This window comes from Pararhizobium sp. LjRoot255 (assembly GCF_964252905.1).
Classification (GTDB): domain Bacteria; phylum Pseudomonadota; class Alphaproteobacteria; order Rhizobiales; family Rhizobiaceae; genus Pararhizobium.
On record NZ_CAXUPQ020000002.1, the window covers coordinates 1,160,259 to 1,183,435 of the forward strand.

At 59.5% G+C, this 23,177-nt stretch carries 21 protein-coding genes and 1 pseudogene; 6 read left to right on the plus strand and 16 right to left on the minus strand.

Annotated features, from left to right (window positions below; all coding sequences use genetic code 11):
• Positions 1-804 carry an ABC transporter ATP-binding protein gene (locus tag ACSQ2W_RS24540; RefSeq protein ID WP_436088727.1) on the plus strand — a complete coding sequence of 268 codons (804 nt, stop codon included), beginning with the start codon at positions 1-3 and terminating at the stop codon, positions 802-804.
• Positions 805-1,272: 468 nt separating this feature from the next.
• Here ACSQ2W_RS24540 and eat read toward each other — a convergent pair whose 3' ends face one another.
• The 5 genes from eat to ACSQ2W_RS24565 all read right to left on the minus strand — a co-directional run bounded on the left by eat (position 1,273) and on the right by ACSQ2W_RS24565 (position 7,227).
• On the minus strand, positions 1,273-2,637 hold the full coding sequence (gene eat, locus ACSQ2W_RS24545) for an ethanolamine permease (protein ID WP_436088728.1): 1,365 nt from the start codon (positions 2,635-2,637) through the stop codon (positions 1,273-1,275).
• A gap of 26 nt (positions 2,638-2,663) precedes the next feature.
• Positions 2,664-3,413, minus strand: coding sequence for an ethanolamine ammonia-lyase subunit EutC (eutC, locus tag ACSQ2W_RS24550; protein ID WP_436088729.1), 750 nt, complete (start codon positions 3,411-3,413; stop codon positions 2,664-2,666).
• Positions 3,410-4,807 carry an ethanolamine ammonia-lyase subunit EutB gene (locus ACSQ2W_RS24555; RefSeq protein WP_436088730.1) on the minus strand — a complete coding sequence of 466 codons (1,398 nt, stop codon included), beginning with the start codon at positions 4,805-4,807 and terminating at the stop codon, positions 3,410-3,412. Before ACSQ2W_RS24555 ends, eutC begins: the two co-directional genes overlap by 4 nt.
• Positions 4,808-5,214: 407 nt before the next feature.
• Positions 5,215-6,201 carry a sugar-binding protein gene (locus ACSQ2W_RS24560; protein WP_436088731.1) on the minus strand — a complete coding sequence of 329 codons (987 nt, stop codon included), beginning with the start codon at positions 6,199-6,201 and terminating at the stop codon, positions 5,215-5,217.
• A gap of 45 nt (positions 6,202-6,246) precedes the next feature.
• Positions 6,247-7,227: an NAD-dependent epimerase/dehydratase family protein gene (locus tag ACSQ2W_RS24565; protein ID WP_436088732.1), complete on the minus strand. Its 981-nt coding sequence runs from the start codon at positions 7,225-7,227 to the stop codon at positions 6,247-6,249.
• A gap of 185 nt (positions 7,228-7,412) precedes the next feature.
• On the opposite strand from ACSQ2W_RS24565, the gene ACSQ2W_RS24570 reads away from it, so the two are divergent.
• Both ACSQ2W_RS24570 and ACSQ2W_RS24575 read left to right on the plus strand, forming a co-directional pair.
• Positions 7,413-8,180, plus strand: a complete 768-nt coding sequence (locus ACSQ2W_RS24570) for an ATP-binding cassette domain-containing protein (RefSeq protein ID WP_436088733.1) — start codon at positions 7,413-7,415, stop codon at positions 8,178-8,180.
• Positions 8,181-8,223: 43 nt separating this feature from the next.
• Positions 8,224-9,222 carry an ABC transporter permease gene (locus tag ACSQ2W_RS24575; protein ID WP_436088734.1) on the plus strand — a complete coding sequence of 333 codons (999 nt, stop codon included), beginning with the start codon at positions 8,224-8,226 and terminating at the stop codon, positions 9,220-9,222.
• Between the two features lie 365 nt (positions 9,223-9,587).
• Here ACSQ2W_RS24575 and ACSQ2W_RS24580 read toward each other — a convergent pair whose 3' ends face one another.
• Both ACSQ2W_RS24580 and ACSQ2W_RS24585 read right to left on the minus strand, forming a co-directional pair.
• Complete coding sequence (locus tag ACSQ2W_RS24580; RefSeq protein ID WP_436088735.1) at positions 9,588-10,025, minus strand: hypothetical protein; 438 nt, start codon at positions 10,023-10,025, stop codon at positions 9,588-9,590.
• A gap of 329 nt (positions 10,026-10,354) precedes the next feature.
• Entirely contained in the window at positions 10,355-11,359 is a 1,005-nt protein-coding gene (locus ACSQ2W_RS24585; RefSeq protein WP_436088736.1) for an AraC family transcriptional regulator, read from the minus strand.
• A 510-nt stretch (positions 11,360-11,869) separates the two neighbouring features.
• Here ACSQ2W_RS24585 and ACSQ2W_RS24590 point away from each other — a divergent pair.
• From ACSQ2W_RS24590 to ACSQ2W_RS24600, 3 genes are read left to right on the plus strand one after another with little or no spacing between them, the layout of a single operon-like run.
• Entirely contained in the window at positions 11,870-13,264 is a 1,395-nt protein-coding gene (locus ACSQ2W_RS24590) for a TadE/TadG family type IV pilus assembly protein (protein WP_436088737.1), read from the plus strand.
• Positions 13,261-13,788: a TadE/TadG family type IV pilus assembly protein gene (locus ACSQ2W_RS24595; protein WP_436088738.1), complete on the plus strand. Its 528-nt coding sequence runs from the start codon at positions 13,261-13,263 to the stop codon at positions 13,786-13,788. The genes ACSQ2W_RS24590 and ACSQ2W_RS24595 overlap by 4 nt, the downstream gene beginning before the upstream one ends.
• Positions 13,789-13,799: 11 nt before the next feature.
• Complete coding sequence (locus ACSQ2W_RS24600; protein ID WP_436088739.1) at positions 13,800-14,375, plus strand: TadE/TadG family type IV pilus assembly protein; 576 nt, start codon at positions 13,800-13,802, stop codon at positions 14,373-14,375.
• Positions 14,376-14,400: 25 nt separating this feature from the next.
• Here ACSQ2W_RS24600 and ACSQ2W_RS24605 read toward each other — a convergent pair.
• The 9 genes and pseudogenes from ACSQ2W_RS24605 to ACSQ2W_RS24645 form a co-directional block, all read right to left on the minus strand.
• Positions 14,401-15,147, minus strand: a pseudogene (locus tag ACSQ2W_RS24605) (YoaK family protein); the annotation flags it as partial.
• Between the two features lie 154 nt (positions 15,148-15,301).
• Positions 15,302-15,574, minus strand: a complete 273-nt coding sequence (locus ACSQ2W_RS24610; RefSeq protein WP_436083752.1) for a helix-turn-helix domain-containing protein — start codon at positions 15,572-15,574, stop codon at positions 15,302-15,304.
• An 87-nt stretch (positions 15,575-15,661) separates the two neighbouring features.
• Positions 15,662-16,201, minus strand: coding sequence for an NADH-quinone oxidoreductase subunit B family protein (locus ACSQ2W_RS24615; RefSeq protein WP_436088740.1), 540 nt, complete (start codon positions 16,199-16,201; stop codon positions 15,662-15,664).
• Between the two features lie 12 nt (positions 16,202-16,213).
• Entirely contained in the window at positions 16,214-17,728 is a 1,515-nt protein-coding gene (locus ACSQ2W_RS24620) for an NADH-quinone oxidoreductase subunit C (RefSeq protein WP_436088741.1), read from the minus strand.
• A gap of 16 nt (positions 17,729-17,744) precedes the next feature.
• Positions 17,745-19,208, minus strand: coding sequence for a hydrogenase 4 subunit F (locus ACSQ2W_RS24625; RefSeq protein WP_436088742.1), 1,464 nt, complete (start codon positions 19,206-19,208; stop codon positions 17,745-17,747).
• Positions 19,205-19,870, minus strand: coding sequence for a hydrogenase-4 component E (locus ACSQ2W_RS24630; protein ID WP_436088743.1), 666 nt, complete (start codon positions 19,868-19,870; stop codon positions 19,205-19,207). Before ACSQ2W_RS24630 ends, ACSQ2W_RS24625 begins: the two co-directional genes overlap by 4 nt.
• Entirely contained in the window at positions 19,870-20,826 is a 957-nt protein-coding gene (locus tag ACSQ2W_RS24635; RefSeq protein ID WP_436088744.1) for a respiratory chain complex I subunit 1 family protein, read from the minus strand. The genes ACSQ2W_RS24630 and ACSQ2W_RS24635 overlap by 1 nt, the downstream gene beginning before the upstream one ends.
• Positions 20,817-22,838, minus strand: a complete 2,022-nt coding sequence (hyfB, locus tag ACSQ2W_RS24640; RefSeq protein WP_436088745.1) for a hydrogenase 4 subunit B — start codon at positions 22,836-22,838, stop codon at positions 20,817-20,819. The genes ACSQ2W_RS24635 and hyfB overlap by 10 nt, the downstream gene beginning before the upstream one ends.
• Entirely contained in the window at positions 22,835-23,149 is a 315-nt protein-coding gene (locus ACSQ2W_RS24645; RefSeq protein ID WP_436083745.1) for a helix-turn-helix domain-containing protein, read from the minus strand. The genes hyfB and ACSQ2W_RS24645 overlap by 4 nt, the downstream gene beginning before the upstream one ends.
• Between the last annotated feature and the right edge of the window lie 28 nt (positions 23,150-23,177).

Consider the following 23,177-nt stretch of genomic DNA (forward strand, 5'->3'; position numbering starts at 1 on the left):
ATGTCTGACAGGGGAATATTTCCAACGGCCGACAATAGGAATGGCATGGCCGCCGTCTCAGTTAAGGATCTGCGTAAATGCTTTGGTCCACTTGAAGTTTTGAAAGGGATTTCCCTGGAAGCTCAGGAAGGCGACGTGATCTCGATTCTCGGCTCGTCCGGATCCGGAAAGTCGACGATGCTGAGATGCATCAACATGCTCGAAGTTCCCGACAGCGGTGAAATCCGTATTGGTGGCGAAATGTTCGCGCTGAAGAAGGGGCGTCACAGGACTCAGCCGGCCGATCGGCGGCAGGTTGACCGCCTTCGCGAACACATCGGAATGGTGTTCCAGAGCTTCAACCTCTGGTCTCACATGACGATACTAGAGAACGTGATCGAAGCACCCGTGCATGTGCAAAGGCGCAATCGCGCCGAATGCGTTGAAGAGGCGGAGGCATTGCTCGAGCGGGTCGGTATCGCCGACAAAAGAAATTACTATCCAGCACACCTGTCCGGCGGCCAACAGCAACGGGCGGCAATCGCGCGTGCGCTCGCGCAGCGGCCAAAGGTCATGCTCTTCGACGAACCGACATCTGCACTTGATCCGGAGCTTGTTGGTGAAGTCCTGAAGGTCATGCGCTCTCTGGCCGAAGAAGGCCGGACGATGCTCGTCGTCACTCACGAGATGGCGTTTGCACGCGACGTATCCAATAGAGTTGTGTTCCTGCATAAAGGCGTAGTCGAGGAAGAAGGCGATCCCGGCGAGATTTTTCGGAACCCAAAATCCGACCGTTTCAAGCAGTTTTTGTCGAATGAACGGTAGCCTCAGGGTCAGCACAGGACGTAGCCAAGTTCAAACTTGGACGCTGCCTTTGCAGCCGGGCACTCCATCACAACCTTCACTACGTTCGGTTCCAATTGAAACCAGGCATTGCGTAAAACCAGCGCAGCCTGACCTGGATGGTTCGCAAAAAGTCGTGCGCGGAGATACCCCCGTGTACAACCGCCGCCTTGAAGAGCACATCGGCAGGGCCTGGTCGTCGCTGCAGACCTTTTCGGCCGGGGCATGTCATTTGTCCGGTGGTCGCAAGCGACAATCAGGACGCGATTGCTGTTCTGGATACCGCATGATGCCAGATCACTGGGCGTAAAGCTGGCAGCGAAGTCCACCTGCTGACGCACGCGGAATTGGGTAAAACTGGCCGCAGCGTCGCCAGTAACTATCCCACGAAAATGGCCGCATTCGTTTCCGATGCGGCCATTTTCGACGTTTTGCCAACAGGAAGCCTCGTCAGGCTGACGCTACAGCTTCCTTCGCAACACCGCCCGAAAACAGGCGCCAGATACCGAAAGCCACTACGCCCATGGAGAGGAAGATCACGAAAATCAGGAAGTTATAGTAGATCATCGCGGCCAGGGCGACGAGAGCCAGTCCGAGGGCTATGGCTGGCACAACGGGATAGCCCCATGCCTTGAACGGACGGGCAAGCTCCGGTTCGGCGCGGCGAAGCTTGAACAGCGATGCCATGGAGACGATGTACATGATGATCGCCCCGAACACCGACATGGTGACAATATTGGCCGTCAGAGGCAATCCGCCGATCTGTATGAGGCTGTCGGAGAAGATGGCGGCTATGCCGACCGCGCCGCCGGCAAGAACGGCGAGATAGGGCGTGCGGAACTTCGGATGGATCTTTGCCAGGACTTCCGGCAGATAGCCGGCGCGGCCCAGCGCAAAGATCTGCCGCGAGTAGCCCATGATGATGCCATGGAAAGACGCAATCAAGCCGAAAAGGCCTATCCAGACCAGCATATGCAGCCAACCGGAGGATTCGCCCACCACAACTTTCATCGCCTGCGGCAGCGGATCGTTGATATTGGACAGCGTGCGCCAGTCGCCCACACCGCCAGCAAAAATCATCGTGCCGAAGGCAAGGAAAACGAGAGTGAGGATGCCCGCAATATAGGCAATCGGCACAGTGCGGGTCGGGTTCTTGGTCTCCTCGGCCGCCATGGCAGCGCCTTCGATCGCCAGGAAAAACCAGATGGCGAAGGGGATGGCAGCGAAAATCCCGCCGATCGCGCCAATCGAAAATTCTGAGGTGCCAGCCCAGCCGTTGGCCGCGAAATTGGCAAAGGAGAAGCCCGGCGTGACGACGCCCATGAAGATCAGCAATTCGGCGATCGCAAGGATGGTGATAAGCAGTTCGAACGTCGCGGCGATGGTGACGCCAACGATGTTGAGCGCCATGAAGACGACATAGGCGCCGACTGCCGCCACTTTCGGGTCAAGCCCGGGAAATTGCACATTGAGATAGGCACCAATGGCAAGCGCGATCGCCGGCGGAGCAAACACGAATTCCACCAGTGTCGCAAAGCCGGCCAGGAAACCGCCCAGCGGACCGAAAGCCCGCAGCGCATAGGCAAATGGTCCACCGGCATGTGGAATGGCCGTCGTCAGTTCCGTGAACGAGAAGATGAAGGTTGTGTACATGACGGCAATCAGGATCGTGGTGATCAGGAAGCCGAGTGTGCCAGCGGCAGCCCAGCCGTAGCTCCAGCCGAAATATTCACCCGATATGACGAGGCCGACTGCCAAGCCCCACAAATGCAGTCCAGTCAGGCTTTTGGCGAGCGTGGGTCCGGATTCAGACATAATTGTTCCCCTATTTTTTGAACGGATTATGATTTTGATTTTGGTAGCGCTTCTGTGGCGCCTTCGGCGTTCTCCTTGAGATCCACGCCGGTCAGTTGCAGGCGAAGCGCCTCCCCGACAATCCAGACGATTTTGCCCGCGGCGGCCTCATAGCTCAGGCCGTCGGCATGGATATTCGAAATACAGTTGCGCTCGCTATCGCGCCGACCTGATTGCGGACGGAACGTGATATAGGCACCAAGGCTGTCCGGCACGCTGAGCCCCGGCCGCTCGCCGATCAGGACGATGGCGATTTCTGCGCCAAGGGCCGCTGCGGCCTCATCGCCAAAGGCCACGCGGGCCTGCTCGCCCAGTATGACCGGGGCGACACTGAACCCACCGAGACGTTTCATGCAGGCCTTGAACAGTGGAACCGCGTGCCGCTCAACTGCTGCGGCCGAAAGACCGTCGGCAATGATGAACGCGATATCGTGGCGTTCGCCTGGCTCGGGAAGATCCGCACTGTTTGCCTGGCGGCCCAGATCCGGACGGGCGAGATAGACCGTGCGATCCTTGGCGCGCGATCGAACCCGAATGCTCGGTACGGGGGCAAGTTCATCGGCGAGAGCCGTAAAATCGACCTGCCCATGCACCGCATCCCGCGCCCGGGCATGCGCCAACTGGAAATCGAGAATCGCCCTGGTTGGAATGGCATCGCCGGATCTGCCAAGCCCGATGCGTGCTCTCGTAACATCGCGAAACCGTGCAAACGGGTCGCGTTCAATCGCCTTTGTCATGCAGACGCCCTGTAGTCCAGAAGGTTGCGGGAAAAGGCGCCGGTAGATCCGGCGGGTGCCAGCCGGCCCTTCCGGTCCAGCATGCCCATGCGCTCAAGCCAGGCTTCAAACTCCGGCGCGGGCGGGCGGGAAAACTGGTGCCGCAAGCCGACGATATCGTGATAGGACAGGCTCTGGTAATTGAGCATGACATCATCGGCGCCCGGGACGGCGATCAGAAAATTGACGCCTGCGACGGTGAGCAGCACCATCAAATTGTCCATGTCGTCCTGGTCGGCTTCGGCATGGTTGGTGTAGCAGACGTCGACCCCCATCGGCACGCCGAGAAGCTTGCCGCAAAGATGATCCTCGAGGCCTGCCCTGATGATCTGCTTGGCGTCGTAGAGATATTCCGGCCCGATAAAGCCGACCACCGTATTGACGAGCAACGGCTTGAATTCGCGCGCGACGGCATAGGCACGGGCTTCGATCGTCTGCTCGTCGACGCCGTGATGGGCATCGGCCGACAGTGCGCTGCCCTGGCCGGTTTCCAGATACATCACATTGTTGCCGGCGGCGCCGCGGTTCAGCGAAAGCGCGGCCTCCTGACCTTCCCTGAGAACGGCCAGATCGACCCCGAAACCGGTGTTGGCAGCCTCGGTGCCGGCAATCGACTGGAAAACCAGATCGAGCGGCGCGCCTGCCTCGATTGCTTTGATGGAGGTGGTGACGTGCGTCAACACGCAGGATTGGGTGGGTATCTCGAACCGTTCGCGCAGCCTGTCAAAGAGAACCATCAATCGGGTGCAGGCATCGAGATTGTCCGTGGCCGGGTTGATGCCGATCACGGCATCGCCGACCCCGTAAAGCAGCCCGTCCAGTGTCGAACCGGCTACGCCTTCCGGGTCGTCGGTCGGATGGTTGGGCTGGAGACGGCTCGAAAGCCTGCCGGGCAGGCCGATGGTGGAGCGGAAAGCGGTGACCACGCTGCATTTTCCGGCAACCGTGATCAGGTCATGATTGCGCATGAGCTTGGAGACCGCCGCGACCATTTCCGGGGTAAGGCCCGGCGCAAGCGCAGCCAGCCTTTCGGTCGTGGCTTCGTAGGAGAGGAGCCAATCGCGAAACTCACCGACTGTCATGTGCGAAACCGGCGCAAACGCGGCCAGGTCGTGGCGGTCGATGATCAACCGGCTGACCTCGTCGGCCTCATAGGGTATGAGAAGGTCATTCAGAAACGTCCTGATCGGCATATCCGCCAGCAGGTAGCGAGCAGCCACCCGCCGTTCATTGCTTGATGCTGCGATCCCCGCCAGCACATCGCCCGACTTTAGCGGTGAGGCACATGCCATTACCGATTTCAGATCCTGAAAAACATGGCGCTCGCGCCCCAGAACTACCGAATATGCTGTCATTTGCTCCTGGCTATCAATCAATCGACGTTTTGCCGAAGAAATAGGCTGATCCGGCCTTGTTCATCGGATGGGCTGGCGTTTTTCATGCCGATGCAACTCCGCCCGCGCTCTAGATCCGGAAACGCAAGTACCGTGCCATTTTATATGCGTTGCACAAAAGAGATGTTTTTGCGAATGTCGGCCGCCGTCGTCAGCTCGACGCTACGTCGGACATGGTGCCGGTGCCGACCTTAGGCAACACCCTGTCCCGCATCGTGCCTGCCTGGAATGGCGCTCGTGAAAATTGTCCATGCGGCTGGAGAACGTGCCGGGTCCCCGTTGGCGGTCGCTGTCCTTGGTTCCAGTCGTCTCAAAATCATCGTGGCCGTTCGGAGCGCCCATGGGCTGAGGCGCTCCGAACGGCTCGATTACTTCTGAATGCAGGTGTCGACGGTATCCTTGGTGCATTCATCAAGACCCGTGAAAACGGGATCTTCAACCGGCTTGCCGGCGATCAGGTCCAGCATCACCGAGGGTGCCTTGTATCCCATCTCGAACGGGCGCTGGCCGACGAGTGCCGTGACCAGGCCTTCGCGCGCGATCGCCACTTCGTCGCCGATCGTGTCGGCAGCGCCGATGACGAACTCATTGCTGGCGATCTTTTCAGCCATCGGCTTGAACAGATCGCGATAGGGCTGCGGTGCGCCGAACAGCGGCCAGCCGCCCATAATGCCGAAGGCGTCGAGATCGGGATTGGCGGCAAGGATGTCGGTCATCGCCTGGACGCCCTTCGCCCCGTCGTCATTGGTGAAGACTGGGCAGCCGGCGACCTCGGTCCAACCGCCTTCGCCCTTCAGTTCCGCCAGCCCCTTCTGCCCGGTCAGCGTATCGCGCATGCCTTGGGCGCGACGTAGAATGTTGTCAGCGCCCGGATTGCCTTCGATCGTGCAGATCTTGCCACCGTTTGGCTTGGCTTTCTTGATGTAGTCGCCAATGCGCGCGCCCATCAAGTAGTTGTCGGTGCCGAGATAGGTCTTGCGCAACGCAGAGTCTTCGGCGGCAAGATCCGCGTCCAGCGTCATCACCGGAACCGTCGGATTGGCGGTCCTCAGCGTCTGGGCGATCAGCTTGGCGTTGGACGGCGAGATGGCGATCGCCGCGGTGTCGGCCTTGCCCAGCATGTCCTGGACGATCTGCGCCTCTCCGGCCTCATCCGAGGTCGAGGCTGGGCCGGTGTAGAAGCATTCGTATTCCGAGTCCGGGTTTTCCTTGTTCCATTTCTGGCAACCCTGGTTGATTGCCTCGAAGAACGGGTTATCGAGCCCCTTCACGACGATGACAAGCTGCTTTTTGGCCAAAGCCTGTCCGGCACAAAGCGCCAGAACGGCAACGCTTAGCAATAGTATCTTCCTCATGCCTTCCTCCCTTGATACAGGCGGGCACGGCGTGCCCGCCACACATCAACCCGGATACCAGACGATGCGAGGGTCATCCTGTGAGCGCTCGTACTTCCAGGCCGAGTCGATAAGCAATTCCAGATCGTAATCGGGTCGCCAATCCAGCAGGTACTTGGCCTTGCTGTTGTCCATCCAGTTCGAATGGAACTGGCTCGGTATATCGACCGAATCGAGGCCGCGGCTGCGGGCGAGGTAGCCGGCGACTTCACCGTAGTCGACAGGCCGGTCCATGCTGATGTTGAAGAGTTGCCGCTTCGCGCGCGGATTGTCGATGGCGGCCAATATGGCGCCGACCAGATCATCGACATGCACGAAGTTGCGCTTCAGCGGGCGTCCGTCGGCATCGCGCAGCAATGGCACAGTGCCTTCGATGGCGTAACGCCTCGCGTCGGCTTCCGGAACGAGTGTTTTCCAGTCAGGCCCGCCGAACACGTCATCGCCAAAGGACAACGTGTATCTGAAGTCATCCTTTTCCATGATCCACGGCGCACGCAGACAACAACCGTTCAAGTCATACTGGATACCGAACTGCTCCAGCATCACCTCTTCCAGCACCTTGGACAAGGCGTAGCTTCCCGGATAGGCGCTGTGTGGCGTGTCCTCGGTAATCGGTCCATCATGGCGATAGTAAAAATGGCCAATCCCGGCATCGCCGCCGATGAGGACGAACTGGCGCGCGGTGGTGCTTAGGCGAAACGCCTCGAGCAGCCAGAAGAGGCCCTTGACCGTCACGTCCATGACGTCAGACGGCGTCTCCTTGCAGGTGGCGAGATGCACGACATGGGTAACGCCGGCAATTGCCGCGGTCGCGACAGCTCGATCGGCGACCGAACCGCGCATCACTTCAACCCGGTCGGTCTCATCGCACAACCGGTTATGACAAAGGGCACGTATGCGCGCATTCGAAAATCGCGGATCGTCAAGCAGCCCAGCAATGAAGCGCCGCCCGACCTTGCCCGTAGCACCGGTAACAAGGATAAGCATGCTCTCCTCCCGGAAACAGCTAATATCCGTGCACTACGCACGTCAATGGATATTTATACTACAAATGAGACATGATGAGATATAGTTTGATCCATAGTACAATTGGTTGACGCTGCCGCGGGATTTTGCGACCGTTCTCCCGGGAAGAAAATCGGGAAGGCGATGCGCGATGGCTCCACGGGCAAGTGCGGGCTTGGGAGGCTAGAAGGCTGGTGGCAGTTCTCGAACTCACCAACATTTCCAAACATTTCGGCGCCATCCAGGCGGTCAATGATGTTTCGTTTGTCCTCGAGGCGGGCCAGGTGGTTGGCCTCATGGGCGACAACGGAGCCGGCAAATCCACCTTGGTCAAGATGATCGCCGGCAATTTTAGGCCGAGCCACGGGACCATGCACATGGACGGCCGCGAACTCGCCCTTCACCGCCCAGTGGAAGCGCGCCAGCATGGCATCGAGATTGTTCACCAGGACCTTGCGCTGTGCAATAATCTAACCGCGGCGGCGAATGTGTTTCTTGGGCGCGAGTTGCGCCGCGGCGTCGGGCCCCTGAAGGTTCTGGACTACAAGACAATGTACCGGCGCGCCGGCGAGATCTTTAAGGAATTGAAGTCGGAGACGCGCCCGCGCGACCTCGTCAAGCAGATGTCGGGCGGCCAGCGACAGGCGGTCGCGATCGCCCGCACCATGCTCTCCGAGGCGAAGATCGTGCTGATGGACGAGCCAACAGCGGCCATCTCGGTGCGGCAGGTGGCGGAGGTGCTCAACCTGATCCGCCACTTGCGCGACCGGGGCATCGCCGTCGTCCTGATCAGTCACCGCATGCCGGACGTCTTTGACGTCGCCGACCGCGTCATCGTGATGCGGCGCGGCAGGAAGGTCGCCGACAAGCCGATTGCGGCAAGTTCGCCTGAGGAAGTAACAGGGCTCATTACGGGCGCGATCGAACAGGTATGAGCAAAGCAACCTAACGGTACCCCGCTGGAAACGAAGGTCGACGATGACAATTACCCTTGATCAGACGATCAAACAAAAGCAGCAGAACTGGCTCGGGGCGATACTTGGCAGTCAGACGATCTGGATCTTGCTCTCTGTCATCCTCGCCTGCATTTTCCTCTCCTTCGCCACCGACTCCTTTGCCACTGCGAAGAACCTTTACAACATCACACGCAACGTCACTTTTGTTGCAATCATTGCGCTCGGCATGACGATCGTCATCATTACCGGCGGGATCGACTTGTCGGTGGGATCGGTGCTTTGCCTGTGCAGCATGGTGCTGGCGGTTGTCATGCATGCCGGCTACAGCATCGAGGTAGGCATCGCCGCCTCGATCGGCACGGCTCTTGTCGTCGGAGCGTTCAACGGCGTACTGATCGCCTATCTGGGCTTTCCGCCATTCGTCGTTACGCTCGGCATGCTTTCGATTGCCCGCAGCCTAGCGATGGTTGCGTCCAACAATACGGTCGTCTTCCAGTTCGGGCCGGATCACGACAAATTGCTGGCATTGGGCGGCGGCGCATGGTTCTTCGGTATCGCAAACCCGGTCCTCTACATGATCGTGCTGGCGCTCCTCACCGGCTTCGTGCTGCGCTGGACCAGATTTGGCCGCTACGTCTTTGCTATCGGCGGCAATGAGCACGCTGCCACGCTCACCGGCGTTCCCGTGCAACGGATCAAGGTTGCCGTCTACATGATTTCCGCCCTGTCGGCGGGGGTCGCCGGCATCATTCAAACCGGCTGGCTCGGCGCTGTCACGACGAACATCGGTGCGGGAATGGAACTCCAGGTCATTGCCGCTGCCGTCATCGGCGGCGCCAATCTCGCCGGTGGCGTCGGTACCGCCTTCGGCGCGTTGATCGGGGCAGCATTGATTGAGGTGATCCGCAACAGCCTCGGCTTGCTGGGAATCAACGCTTTCTGGCAAGGCACGTTTATCGGCGGCGCCATCGTGCTTGCCGTTCTCTTCGATCGGATTCGCAATTTCAGACAAAGTGAATAGGAGGGGACCGCCAATTCCTTGGCATCTCTCTTCAACCAATAAGGTATCGGGCTGCAAGCGACGCTGGTAATGCCGATTGTTTTTCAGAACACCGACGCCAACGATTGGATGCGCTGCTTTGACGGTTCTTCAAGGCAGCCGATTGGCAACTGGCAACACACCGACCCTTCTCGTCTGTAACAGCATTCGCGCCGCTACTCGACGAGTTGGTGAGCCGAGGGTCGCCTCTCATCGAGGCAGAACAACATCCGCACCGGGCCTTTTCATCCGGCCAAGACGCGCGATCCGTATAGGAAATGTCCGACTTCTTCTCGGACGCCTCCGCAATGGCTTAGCGGATCAGCCGACAACGCCACCTTGCCGCCTTAGCCAACGAACATGTCGCGCAGGCGAGCCCAAATGCCCTCCTGCCTGTCAACATGCTTTGCCCGGATATAGCGAGCGGTCGTGTCAGCGCTGACCGTCGCGCCGAAATGGCAGTAGCAGACGATTCTGTGCAATTGCCTGTCGGACAGTTCGAAAAACCGTTTCGCTTCTCCGTAGGTGTCGTTTTTCATCCCGGCGGCCCGAAGGACAGGATCGTTGAAAGCAACCGAGATCGCCGAGTTGTCGCAGTGCAGGGCAGCGCGCACGGCGTGCGGTTGATATTCGGTTTCGTGCAGCGTCGACAGAAGCCGCTGCGGGTCTGCTTCGAGGAGTTCCGCCCAACGTTGCAGACGCTTGTCGCGCGGCATGACGTGATGGGGGTAATCCTGGTTGATCCTGGCAAGATTCTGCAGTTGGTCGAATTCATGGTGCTTCATTTCGCCCTCCATTGAACGATTGATGCTCCGGCCTTTCTTTCTTTCTTTCTTCAGCGTGACTCGGACGAGGGAATAAGTCCAATCACGATTGGCCTTCCGGAAGATTCTGACCGCCGCGAGATGGCGCTCCGCCAGTCACATCAGCGTCCCGCGAGTGGGATTCTGTTAACCATTCGGCGGCGGCCATGAAGGGCGCATGCCTGAAAGTGATACCCGCCCATCGATCTTGTTACCGCGATGGGCGGTTTCCGTTTTGTCCGTCGTTCATGATGGCCGCGCGAGGCCCTTTAATCAGGCTGCAGGCATGGCGGGCGCGATGCGCAAGTTCCCTACTCTGCCATGCTGCGTTTCTTCGTTTCACTCCAGCGCATCTTGGCTGTCTCTGAAGGCGTTTCTCCAAAGGCTTCATAGTAGGCTGCCGCAAAGCGACCCATATGTGAAAACCCCCAGTTCCGTGCGATATCGGCGATAGACAGGGAATTGGCATCGTCCGCCAGGGCTTTTCGAGCGCCTTCAAGTCGGATCATCCGCAAATAATTCAACGGCGTGGTGGCTTTGAACTGCTGAAAAGAAGTTTGCAACGCGCGCACGCTGGTGCCGGCTTCGCGCGCGATATCCGCGACGGTTATCGAGCGCGATACGCTGGCATACATATACTCGATCGCTCTCTTTAATCGTCTGGGGACAGCGGGAGAAACCGGTCGTGTCAGCCGCGGCATGTAGTTGTTCGGAACCACCTCCAGAAGCACGGTCATCATGGTCTGAAACAGACGCTCGATGGCGACGGGCGACAGCTGGTCGGCATCATCGTCGTCAAGGCAATTCCAGACAAGGGTTCCAAGCGCCGCCAACCGTGAGCCTTTCACCGTTGTAAGATCAACCGTGCCGGCAAATTCGATGCTGTCCGTGACTGGCCCGTCCAGCAGTTCGCTCAGTTGCTGTATCATCGCCGATTTTTCGAATGCCATGCCGATATGGCTCCGGTCTTCATGCAGTACCAGCTTTTCGAAGCGCGACATGTCACCAAAAAAGCCGGTCGTCGCCGTAGATACGACGCGGTGCCGGCCGACATCTATCTCCATGGCGCCCGAGGACGGGAGGTAGAGGACGTAGGCGTCTGGCGCACCCGCGAGCGCAACCTTCATGCCGGAATGGCATCTCCCGTTCCACACGCTGTAGCGGCCGGCGGTGTAATGCCGGTCTTCGACAGAGGTTCGTTGGCGCGGCTTCAGGGGCTCCACTTGGGCGGGGGACAATGTCTTCGCATAGTGCTCCGACATCTCGTCAGCATCGGCTTCCACGATACGGAAGGCAGAATGAGTAACGTACCTCATCAGAGCTCCAAAAAAGAAAGAGCCCCTAGGGAACTCGAGCGATAGGACCGGGCCGCATGGTGCAGACCGCCAACCTCCAATTATCATACGATTAAGTTGAGTTGAATATAGGCCCGCACGCAATATCGACGGCAGCATCGGCCCATTTGCGCAACTTATATCCATAATAAGCGAAAAACATCATGAGGGGAGGATGCGGCCGGTCAGCGAAAACGCGCGCTTGCAGATATCTGTCAGCGGCGCGCCTTCCTGAAGTCATTATCGCAACCGGGCGCCAGCCTTCATCTCCGCGCCCTTCCCGGCCAGGAAACGTTGAGACGATGTCAGACGTCCCTGATTTTGTCCGCAAGCATAAAGAGCTGGAGCCGAAACGGAATCAGCGCGCTTTTTTCTGGCGCGGACCGGATAATGCTGCGTTATCTGGCTAGTATGGGCATATCATCGTTGACTGATGAATAAGCTTCATCGTGGATCATCGGCCTTCAACAAGCTGAAAAGGTCCACGGCGTAATGAAATCCGCTCTTGCCTCTGGTTGCAATCGCCTCGCTTCATGGATGAAGTCGATGATCGCCGACAGGCGGGGCAATGTCGCCATCTCGGCTGCGATCTGTACCGTGCCGATGATCCTAGCAGTTGGCGCAAGCCTGGACTACACGCGCGCATACAATGTCCAAAGCAAGATGCAGGCCGATCTCGACGCCGCCCTGGTTGCCGCCATCAAACAGATCGACACTTATGACGAAAAGAAGCTCGAGCAAAAGGTCATTGATTGGTTCGAGGCCCAAGCGGACAAGAGCGACTCCAGCTACGACATCGCCGGCGTCAAGATTGATCAGACGGGCCACACCATCACGGCATCCGCCACGGGAACCGTGCCGACCACCATCATGACGATCGCGAATATTGAATCGGTTCCCGTCGGGGTTACTAGCGCCATCAAGGGACCGGCGACGTCCTACCTCGACGTTCACATCGTTATCGACAAGTCGGCTTCGATGCTTCTCGCCTCGACATCCGCGGACCAGGCGATGCTGCGCAGTGATGCGAACATCACGTGTGAATTCGCCTGTCACAGCACCGCCGATCCGGTGAAGAACAAGACCACCGGCGTGACATTGTCGCCGACGTACTACGACTATATCAAGGCGCTCGGCGTCAAACTCCGCTCCGACGTCGCGCTCGATGCCGTCGAAGAAGTGCTCGACATGGTCGATGAAGCCGACGACGACCACAAGAGGATCAGGGTCGGTCTCTATAGCCTGGGCGAAGATGTTTCAGAGGTCCTGGCGCCGACCTATTCGACCAGTGCGGCTCGCAAGAAACTATCCGATGACGACAGCGGCCTCACAAGCGCCAGCTCGAAAGAAGCCACCTATTTCGACACGTCCCTGACGACACTCGCCAAGAAAATCGGCACAGGCGGTGACGGATCGTCATCTTCCAGTCCTATGAAACTCGTGCTCCTGCTAACGGACGGCGTTCAATCGGAGCGAAACTGGGTTTTGCAAGACAAAAAATTGACGACGCTTCGCAGCCCAACATCCCTCGGCAACCTTCGAAAAGTGGTGACACCACTCAATCCCGACTGGTGCGCCGGGGTGCAAGACAAGAACGCCACGATTGCAGTGCTCTATACAGAATATCTGGCTATACCGAATGACTGGGGGTACGACGCCACGCTGGCAAAAAACATGGCCGGCAGTCGCTGGGACTCCGTCTGGGGCGGCACCCTTCACAGCGGCGTTAGCGGCAGCATCAGCCGCCAGGATTACATCCCAATTGCCTTGCAGGACTGCGCCTCTTCGCCCGACCTCTTCATATCAGCAGCCTCGGAAGACGAGATCACCGACGGCCTCTCCACGCTCTTCACCCAGTACCTGACCTCGGTGCGGCTGACACAATGATGCGACGTCTCCCTTCATCTTTACACCGCCTTGTCGGCGATAAAAGGGGCGCCGCGGCCATTGAATTCGCGATCCTCTCACTTCCGCTTTTCATGCTCATTTTCGGTATTCTCGAGCTCGCGGCGATGTTCTTCGTCGATACCGCCCTCGACGCCGCTGTACACAAAAGCGCCCGGCTCATCAGAACCGGGCAGGCCGCCGAAAAGGCGACGTCGCTTGCGACCTTCAAGGCAGAGGTCTGCGCCAATATGGTCTACCTTCTCAACTGTGAGAGCAACTTGCTCGTCGTGGCGAACGTGGTCAGCGACATCTCGGCTGCATCCGGCATGATGCCTGCTGATTCCGATGGCAATGTCAAAATCACCGAGAGTTTCAACATCGGTTATGGCAGCGACTATGTTCTCGTGCAGGCATTTCTGCCCTGGTCACCGGTGGTAAAGCTCTATTCGCTCTCCAGTCAGACATTCGTTGATGGCAGCTATGTGCTTGGCGCTGCCGTGTTGTTTCGCAACGAACCCTTCTAAGGAGAGCATCAATGATACAGGTTCTCGCAAGGTGGGTCAGATTGTGCCCGCCGCGACGGCTTTGGCAGGATCGTGCTGGGGCATCCGCCGTGGAATTCGCGCTGCTGCTTCCGGTTCTCCTCCTTCTCCTTGCTGGATTGGCCGACCTCGGCCACGGACTGGCTGTCCGCAGGAAGGTGAACCAGATGGCTTCCACCGCCGGCGAAATGATTTCGATGCAGACGGCCTGGATCAGTTCGGACGTGTCCAGTATTCTTTCCGGCGTGAGTTCGATCTTACAGCCTTACGACCTCGACCACCTTACCATCCTGCTTTGCGTCGTGGACATCGACAAGAAAGGTCACGCGACGGTCGCCTGGTCGTCGGCCTATGGCACGACGGCTCTCTCGGCCGGACAGGCCTCACCCATCGATATTCCCGAGGACCTGCGGGAAGTAGATGTGCAGATGATTGTGACGCGCGTCGAGTACAAGCTTGGCACGATGTTATCAGGGCTGTTCGGCAGCTTTACCGGAAACGGCGCCTACGCATATGAGCAGTATTTTCTGACACGCCCGCGTAACGGCGACACGATCGCCTACAATTAGAGGCCGATACCGCTTATTACCGAAGCCGTCTCACGCGGATAGACACGTCGTCCAGAACCGGCACTGCAGCGAGCAATAGCAGGATGACCGCGAGAGGCAGCGTCGCCGCGAAGCCGATATGTTTGAAACTCATTGCACCGATGACACCTCCGACAAAAAACAGTGTGACCAACGATGTCAGCAGTTTCAACTTGTTACGATCTGCCCGAACAAATGGCGCCTCCGGGCTACGCTGCGACACGTTCCAGTAGAACAACTTGCCGAGTTCGATGCCCATGTCGGTGACCAGGCCGGTGATGTGCGTCGTCCGGATCCTCGCTTGCGACAGTTTGGTGATCATGGCGTTCTGTAATCCCATGATAAAGCACAAGAGCACGACAGTCGTCGGCACAAACAGTCCTTCCTGACGCGCAAGGTGGCCGCCGAGCAGGCCGAAGCAGATCAGCAGGGCAGCTTCCAGGACGAGCGAAAACGCATACTCGCTCTGCAGACCTTGACGCCGTCCCCAGTTAACAAGCATCGCCGAACAGGCAGCTCCTGCGACAAATGACAACAGGGCACCCAACCCGGAAAGCACCAGCCCGACATCGCCGAGCGCCAGATTGTCGGCCATTGATGAAACTATGCCGGACATATGGGAGGTGTATTGCTGGACCGCCAGAAAACCACCGGCATTGGCCGCGCCTGCGACAAATGTCAAAAAACGAGCGAGGTGCCCGTCGGCCTTGTCGCTTCGTTCTCGTCCGGTCAGGCGGCGCAGATACGGGATCATGAGTGAGCTCTGCCGCAGCACGCGGATAGGCAGGGACGAAGGAGGAAGTGCCAGCACGGGCTCATCGGGATTCCAAGATCGCAAGATCGAAAGAGAGAGAGAGAGAGAGAGAGAGAGAGAGAGAGAGAGAGAGAGAGAGAGAGACGTCCCTGATCTAACCAGGTTCGCCCGAAGGCGTCCCTGCGCGCCGGAACCGAACGCCGCGTCCGCCACCGTCGTTGTGCGTGTATTCACTGAGCAGTTCGATACCGGCCCGATTGAGCGCTTCGATGACCTTGGTGAGGCTGTCGACGATCCCTCGCACATTGCCGAGGCTCGCTTCCATTCGCTGGATCGTCGGCAGCGAAACACCGGCCATCTCGGCCATGGTTTTCTGGTCGATATCAAGGAGTGCGCGGGCGGCACGAAGCTGGGCGGCGGTGATCATCGGGATTCCGTGTCAGTCTATGAGAAGTCACGTTATTACTATTATCATTGATATATAAAACATCAGTATAAAGCGATAATATGTTGATTACCGTCGCGACGTGGGCGCTCTCATGTCTGCGTGCTCGAGCAATGCCAGCAGGCCTTTAAGGATATCTGCCGGTGGCGGCGGGCAGCCTGGAATATGGAGATCGACCGGTATGACCGCCGAAACGCCGCCAACGACAGCATAGCTATCAGCAAAGCAGCCGCCGTCGCGCGCGCAGCTACCCAACGCGACCACCCATTTCGGATGAGGCGTGGCGTCATATGTCCGTTCCAAAGCTTCGCGCATGTTCTTGGTCACCGGTCCAGTGACAAGGAGTACATCCGCGTGCCGCGGCGAAGCGACGAAGCGGATCCCGAAGCGCTCGATGTCGTAGAAAGCATTGTTGAGAGCGTGCATCTCAAGTTCGCAGCCATTGCAGGAGCCGGCGTCGACGGCGCGGATCGACAGGCTGTGGCCGAGATGCCGGCAGGCAGCTTTGTCAACGGCAGCAGCGAGCTCATCCATTGCGGCGTCCGAACGAGGCGGAGCTCGCTCGGTCAGGGGCACTCGGATCAGACTTTCAAAGAGGAGTTTGCGCATGATGGCCTGCCTTCAGAGATCATGACCGGAATAGGAGCAGTTGAAAGACTTGTTACAGAGCGGAAAGTCGGCGACGATGTTGCCTTCGATCGCGGCTTCCAGAAGCGGCCATTGGAACCAGGACGGGTCGCGCATATGGCAGCGGTCGATCCTGCCGTTTTTGCCGAGGCGGAGCCAGATCAGCACGTCGCCGCGAAAACTTTCAACAAGAGCCAGCCCTTCGCGTGTCTCACCAATGTCCAAGATTTCGGTGCGCACCGGACCAGCTGGCAGCTGGCCCAGGATCTGCTCGATGAGCGACAGGCTCTGTTCGACCTCGCGAATGCGAATCCATACGCGGGCATTGACGTCGCCCTCGCTGAGCACCGGAACATCAAAGACGAGACTGTCATAGGGCGGGTAGCGAAGCTCGCGCCGGACGTCGAAACCGCGCCCCGACGCCCGCCCGATAAAGCCGCCGGCACCGTACTGGCGGGCAAGCTCCGGCCTGAGCATGCCGGTGCCAACGGTCCGGTCCTGAAGTGATGCGGTATTGTCATAGAGCTCGACCAAAACCGGGAACTTCTGGCGGATCTCTGCAACCAGGGACAGCAAGGCGACGATCCCGTCATCCTCCAGGTCGGTGGTGACGCCGCCGGGCTTGACGCGGTCGCGCATCAGGCGGTGGCCGAACGCGGTGTCGGCGGCGCGCAGTATGCGCTCGCGCAGCACGCCGCAATGCGTATGCATGAGTGGAAACGCAGCGTCGTTGCAGACCGCGCCGATGTCGCCGAGATGGTTGGCGAGCCGTTCGAGCTCGGCCATCAGGGCGCGCAGCCAGGCGGCCCGCGGTGGAACCTCGAGCTGGATGGCGGCCTCGACCGCCCGCGAAAAAGCGAAAGCATAGGCAACTGTGCTGTCGCCGGACGTGCGCCCAGCAAGTTGCACCGCCCGGTCGAGGCTTGCTCCTGTCATGAGCGCCTCTATCCCCTTATGAACATATCCGAGCCGCTCTTCGAGACGGACGATCGTCTCGCCGTAGGCGGTGAATCGAAAATGCCCCGGCTCGATGATGCCGGCATGCACCGGACCGACAGGAATCTGATGCAGGCTTTCACCCTCGGCGCGCAGGAATTCGTAAGGCATCGCCTTGACCACCGGCGCCGCGCGACCCGCCAACGGGAACCGCGTTTCCCAGCGACCATGATCGAGCCACGGACGCGTGTCAGGCAAGCCCTGTGGTTCCAATCCGACCAGATCACGGATTGCGCGTTCCAGGCGCAACGCCGGCGGATGGTGCTGTGCGACGGAGGGGTAGCTGTCTTCCAATCCCTCCAGGCTGATGATGCCGACCGCGCCCGCCGGCTTTTCAAGCAGCGCCATGTGCACGGCATTCGTTTCGCCCCAGAGACCAAGCAAGGTCCAATGTTCCTCTGCAAGCATCAGGGCTGCGGAGGTCCAGGTTGTCGGATCGACGACAGTGCGTGGCCAGGGATGATGGCCTTCTACGGGGCGGCCTTCCAGGATCAGATCGGTCAGCGCTGGCATTGCTGAGGTTCCCCCATCATCCAAGAAGGTTGGCGATATGCTGGAACCAGGAGACCAGCGGCGGTGGCAGGTAGATACCGGCGCCCAGCACCAAGGCGAGGTGGGAATACATCGGTATGTAGGACGCTTCGGCCGGCGCGGTACTGCCGCGCGGCTGGCCAAAGGCGACGCCGGTTAGGCGCAGCAACAACGCGCCAAAGGCGATCAAAAGTCCGAGGACAAGCGGAATGGCAAGCAATGGTTGGCGCGCAAATGTCGAGCTCACGACCAGGAATTCGCTCATGAAAATCCCCAGGGGCGGCAGCCCGGCAATGGCAACGACGCCGATCACCAAGCCCCAACCGAGCCCTGGATGGGTCTCGGTCAGGCCGCGGATGCCGGAGAGCCTCTGCGTTCCTTTGATCTGTGCGATATGGCCGACAGCGTAGAAAATCGCCGATTTGGTCAGCGAATGCATCACCATATGCAGCAGCCCGGCGAAATTGGGGATCGGTCCGCCCATGCCGAAGGCAAAGACGATGATGCCCATGTGCTCGATCGAGGAGTAGGCAAACATGCGCTTGATGTCGCGCCGGCGGTAGAGCATGAAGGCGGCGAAGACCAATGACGTGAGCCCCATCGTCACCATCAATGGCCCCGGAGCAATCGTCTCAGGGCTGGCGGCGAGCAGGATCTTGAAGCGCAGCACAGCATAAAGCGCGACATTCAGAAGAAGGCCCGAGAGCACGGCGGAGATGGGTGTCGGCCCTTCCGCATGCGCGTCGGGCAGCCAGGCGTGCAAGGGGGCGAGGCCGACCTTCGTGCCATAGCCGAGCAGCAGAAACACGAACGCGACATTCAGTAGCGCCGGGTCGAAGGCAGCGGCATGCTTGACCAGAAGGCTCCAGACCATCGCATCATAGCCGTCACCGACTACTGGTTGTGCCGCCATGTAAACGAGGATAGTGCCGAAAAGTGCAAACGCGATGCCGACGCTGCCCAGAATGAAATACTTCCAGGCCGCTTCCAGCGCTTCGTGTGTGCGATAGATGCCGACCATCAGTACGGTGGTCAGGGTCGCAAGCTCGACGGCGACCCACATCAGACCGATGTTGTTCGACACGAATGCGAGATTCATACCGAACATCATGATCTGGTACATGGCGTGGTAGAATCGAAGGTTTGAGGGCGTCAGCCGGCCAGAATTCAGCTCATGCGCGATGTAGCTGGCGCTGAACACGCTGGTGGTGAAACCGACGAAGGTATTGAGGATAATAAAGACAATGTTGAGATCGTCGATGAGCAGATACTGCCCTGGCACTCGCCGCTCGGTCGCGAACAACGAAAGAGCGGCAATCAGGGTCAGCAGGCTCGCGAATACGTTCAGTCGCGCCGTCATTCGATAGCCGGGCAAGAGCGCCAGGAGGGCGGCCGCGGCAATCGGTATCAAAAGGACGGCCGCCACGGGATCGAAAGGCAAGGCGGGCAGAAAGCTGCTCATCTTCGCCTCCTTCCCTTGAAATCATCGAGCGCGCGGACGTCGACCGTGTCGAACCGCTCGCGGATGCGAAACAGGAAAACGCCGATGACGATGAAGGCGATGAGGATAGAGAAGGCGACACTGATTTCCACCACCAGAGGCATGCCCTTGGCGCCGGTGGCGGCAAGCACCAGCCCGTTCTCGAGCGACATGAAGCCGACAACCTGGCTGACGGCGTTGCGGCGGGTAACCATTATCAGGAGCCCGAGCAGCAGAACCGACAATGCAAAGGCGAGATCCTCGCGCGCCAAAGGGTCTGCTTCAGGCGTCACCCGCAGCATCACCACCATCGCCAGAGCGACAAGTCCGAGGCCGGCGAGCATCGTCGGGCCGATGCCGACAACGGTTTCGATTTCGCGGTGAATGCCGAGCTGCCGGATCATGCGGTGGAGCGCCACGGGGATGAGGATCGCCTTGAAGACGAGCGCGATCGCTGCCGTCACATAGAGGTGCGGGGCGTCCTGGACAAAGGCCTGCCAGGCCACGGACAGCGTGAGCACCAACGAATGCAGCGCGAAGACGTTAAGCAGCGCATAGAGACGGTCCTGGTACAGCATCATCATGCTGACCAGAACCAGGCCGCCGGCAAACAGATGAGCAATATCGAAGACAAGACCGTTCATCATAGACTCCTTGAGACGAACAGCAAAAGAGTTGCAAGCAGGCCAAGCATAAGGGCCGCACCAAGGAATTCGGGCACGCGGAAAACTCTCATCTTGGCGGTTGCCGTCTCAAACAGCGCAAGCAGTGTGCCGCCAACAGCAAGCTTGGCGAGATAGGCGAGCATGCCGGTCAGATAGGCCGCCAGACCGGCGTCCGGCGCCGCCAGTTTCCACGGCACGAACATGCAGGCGATCAGGGAGATATAGAGCAATAGCTTGAGAGATGCGGCCAGTTCTATCATCGCGAGGTGGCGGCCGGAATATTCGAGCACCATTGCCTCATGCACCATGGTGAGTTCGAGATGGGTCGCCGGATTGTCGACGGGGATGCGGGCATTCTCGGCAATCCCCACCATGATCAGAGCGATCAGCGCGATCCCGAGCGAAACGCGTAACCCCACCTGTGGAGAGGTCATGAAGGTCGCGATGGTGGAAAGCTGGGTCGAGCCGGCGACAAGGGCGAGCGTAAAGATGATGAGCAGCATCGCCGGCTCGGCCAGCGACGCGATCATCACCTCGCGGCTTGAGCCGATACCGCCGAAGCTGGTGCCGACATCCATGCCGGCGAGTGCCAGGACGAAGCGGGCGCTGCCAAGCAGGGCAATGATGGCAATCAGATCCGCCGTCCAGCTGAACATGAGCCCTGTCGCGAAGGTGGGAATGATCGCCGCCGAAACCCAGGTCACGGCGAAAATCACATAGGGGGTCACCCTGAACAGCCAGGACGCATTCTCTGCCAGCACGACTTCCTTGCGCAGAAGCCGCAGGAGGTCGCGATAGGGCTGGATGACGGACGGCCCCCGCCGGCGCAGCAATCGCGCCTTGACCTTGCGTATGAAGCCGGTCAAGAGCGGCGCAAGCAACACGACCGCTGCCATCTGAAGAGCCTGGATGAAAAGCGCGGAAATCAAGACCATAGCGCCAGCACCAGGAGCAGGATGACGAGAGCGAGGAAGACCAAGCTCAGATAGCGCCGGATAGTAAGAAATTGCAGGTGGTTGAGCTTTTCGGCGGCAAACCCGACGGCGCCTGCGATCGGCATATAGAGGCCGTCCCAGATCAGATCGCGGGATGCGACGGTAAAACGAGCCGGGCGGAGATCGCCTGGTGCCGGCATCTCGACCCGCTCACGTGTCTGGAAGACGAGCGTCCCGAAAACCCGGCTGATGGGTTGGGCAAAGCTGCCGGCCGTATATTGTGTTGCGACGCCAGCCTCCGGAAAGCCGCAGTCCCAGGCGGGTGCCCGGCGCAACTGCCGCGAAGCAAATCGGTGAACGACATAGGCCGTAAGTGACGCTGACGACACTGTGAACAGGAATACCAGCAAGCCGTTGTAGGAGCTGCGGCTCTCGGCGATCGGCACGATCGACAGCCACGGTATGCTCATCTGCTCCGGCATTTTGTCGCCGATCAAAGAGAGTGTCACAGGTGCAAGACCGTCGATGATGATCCCGGGGAGAATGCCCGCGAGAAGGCAGAACACCGCCAACGTCAACATCGCTGCAAGCGAAAAGCGGTCGACCTCTCGCGCATGCTCGGCCACCTGGGTTCGTGGCCGGCCGAGGAAAATCACACCGAAAACCTTGACGAAACAGGCCGCCGCAAGTGCCGCCGACAATGCCAGCAAGCCCCCCACCGCCGGCACCATGATCTTGAGCCCCCACTGCGGCAGGTCGGGGCTCTGCAGGATGGCCTGGAAGGCCAGCCACTCCGAAATAAAGCCGTTGAACGGTGGCAGAGCGGAGATTGCCACGCATCCAGCAAGAAACGCGCAACTGGTGAATGGCATGCGGTGGATGAGGCCGCCCAGCTTCTCCATGTTCCGCTCGCCCGTCGCCGTCAGCACCGCGCCGGCGCCAAAGAAGAGCAGGCTCTTGAAGAACGAGTGGTTGAGAACATGGAACAGCGCGGCCGTGAGCGCCAACGCCGCTGCCAAGCGCATGTCATTCGCGGCAAAGGCAAGCGCAAGCCCCAGACTGACGAAGATCACGCCGATATTCTCGATGGTGCTGTAGGCAAGAAGCCGCTTGAGATCCTTTTCCATCAGCGCATGCAGGATGCCCAGGACTGCGGTTCCGCCGCCGAACAGCAGCACGACAACACTTGACCACGCCGTGGGTGTGCCAAGCAGGTCGAAGACAACCCGGATGAAGCCATAGACGGCGACCTTCGTCATGACACCGCTCATAAGGGCCGAGACATGGCTTGGCGCGGCCGGATGGGCCAACGGCAGCCAGACATGCAGCGGCACCAGCCCGGCCTTGGAGCCGGCGCCAAGCAACAGCAAAATGAGCACACTGCCGGCCGTAAACGGCGCATGCCCGGCAGCGCGCATAGCGGCGAAATCGTAGCTGCTCTGAGGACCAGCGAGGAGACCGAATGCGAGCAGGAGGCTCAGTGTGCCGAAGCTCGCCATGACTATATAGAGATAGCCTGCTTTCCGGTTGTCGGCGTCTCGATGGTTCGCCATCACGAGTGCCCATGAGGCCAGCGACATGAATTCCCAGGAGAGCAGGAAGGTGAAGGCGTCGTCCGCCAGAATTACGAGGTTCATGCCGGCCAGAAAGGCAGGAAAGAACGGCAGGACCCTTTGTGGCGCGTGTTCATGACGGCCATAACCGAGGGCGTAGAGACTGGCCAGGACGCCGCCGAGATCGACGACCACGAGGAAGAAGGCGGCAAGCGTATCGAGCCGGAAATGCGCTCCCAGCCACGGCAAGCCGAGAGGAAGGACGAGCGTTGATTCCGCAGCCGGTGAAATCGCCGAGGCAAGCTGAATGAGCGAGGTCGCAAAAGCGATACTCGAAATAACGAAGCTTGTGCCGTAGATCACCTGTGTGGCCCGGATCGACCGCGCGACGAGGATCGCGACGACCGCCGTTCCCACAAAGGCCATCGCACATAACAGCATGACGACAGCCGGCGTCATGGGCGCCCCCTTGGTCCGCGCACGGTGTCGGATAATTTCGAGGCTTTGCGTTGGAGGGGCTTGACGGTTGCCTTCAGCCGCACGCCGCGCCCGCCGTCTTCGCTGACTGCTCCCTCGTTGATCACCTCGACGCCGGCGATCTCCAGGGCGGAGAGCAACCGCATGAGCGAGTCCACATTGCCGCGAACCACCTCGGCGCTTGCCTCCATGCGCTGGATGGTCGGCACAGAAACTCCCGCCAATTCGGCCAACTGCCGCTGGTCGATGCCGAGAAGGGCCCTGGCGGCCCGCAGCTGAGCGGCAGTAATCACGATTCAACCATCGCTTATGTTACTCAGG

Bases quoted from the DNA above. Each gene is read 5' to 3' on its own strand.
- ACSQ2W_RS24540 (WP_436088727.1), top strand. From the start codon at position 1: ATGTCTGACAGGGGAATATTTCCAACGGCCGACAATAGGAATGGCATG.
- eat (WP_436088728.1), bottom strand. From the start codon at position 2,637: ATGTCTGAATCCGGACCCACGCTCGCCAAAAGCCTGACTGGACTGCAT.
- eutC (WP_436088729.1), bottom strand. From the start codon at position 3,413: ATGACAAAGGCGATTGAACGCGACCCGTTTGCACGGTTTCGCGATGTT.
- ACSQ2W_RS24555 (WP_436088730.1), bottom strand. From the start codon at position 4,807: ATGACAGCATATTCGGTAGTTCTGGGGCGCGAGCGCCATGTTTTTCAG.
- ACSQ2W_RS24560 (WP_436088731.1), bottom strand. From the start codon at position 6,201: ATGAGGAAGATACTATTGCTAAGCGTTGCCGTTCTGGCGCTTTGTGCC.
- ACSQ2W_RS24565 (WP_436088732.1), bottom strand. From the start codon at position 7,227: ATGCTTATCCTTGTTACCGGTGCTACGGGCAAGGTCGGGCGGCGCTTC.
- ACSQ2W_RS24575 (WP_436088734.1), top strand. From the start codon at position 8,224: ATGACAATTACCCTTGATCAGACGATCAAACAAAAGCAGCAGAACTGG.
- ACSQ2W_RS24580 (WP_436088735.1), bottom strand. From the start codon at position 10,025: ATGAAGCACCATGAATTCGACCAACTGCAGAATCTTGCCAGGATCAAC.
- ACSQ2W_RS24585 (WP_436088736.1), bottom strand. From the start codon at position 11,359: ATGAGGTACGTTACTCATTCTGCCTTCCGTATCGTGGAAGCCGATGCT.
- ACSQ2W_RS24590 (WP_436088737.1), top strand. From the start codon at position 11,870: ATGAAATCCGCTCTTGCCTCTGGTTGCAATCGCCTCGCTTCATGGATG.
- ACSQ2W_RS24595 (WP_436088738.1), top strand. From the start codon at position 13,261: ATGATGCGACGTCTCCCTTCATCTTTACACCGCCTTGTCGGCGATAAA.
- ACSQ2W_RS24600 (WP_436088739.1), top strand. From the start codon at position 13,800: ATGATACAGGTTCTCGCAAGGTGGGTCAGATTGTGCCCGCCGCGACGG.
- ACSQ2W_RS24610 (WP_436083752.1), bottom strand. From the start codon at position 15,574: ATGATCACCGCCGCCCAGCTTCGTGCCGCCCGCGCACTCCTTGATATC.
- ACSQ2W_RS24615 (WP_436088740.1), bottom strand. From the start codon at position 16,201: ATGCGCAAACTCCTCTTTGAAAGTCTGATCCGAGTGCCCCTGACCGAG.
- ACSQ2W_RS24620 (WP_436088741.1), bottom strand. From the start codon at position 17,728: ATGCCAGCGCTGACCGATCTGATCCTGGAAGGCCGCCCCGTAGAAGGC.
- ACSQ2W_RS24625 (WP_436088742.1), bottom strand. From the start codon at position 19,208: ATGAGCAGCTTTCTGCCCGCCTTGCCTTTCGATCCCGTGGCGGCCGTC.
- ACSQ2W_RS24630 (WP_436088743.1), bottom strand. From the start codon at position 19,870: ATGAACGGTCTTGTCTTCGATATTGCTCATCTGTTTGCCGGCGGCCTG.
- ACSQ2W_RS24635 (WP_436088744.1), bottom strand. From the start codon at position 20,826: ATGGTCTTGATTTCCGCGCTTTTCATCCAGGCTCTTCAGATGGCAGCG.
- hyfB (WP_436088745.1), bottom strand. From the start codon at position 22,838: ATGACGCCGGCTGTCGTCATGCTGTTATGTGCGATGGCCTTTGTGGGA.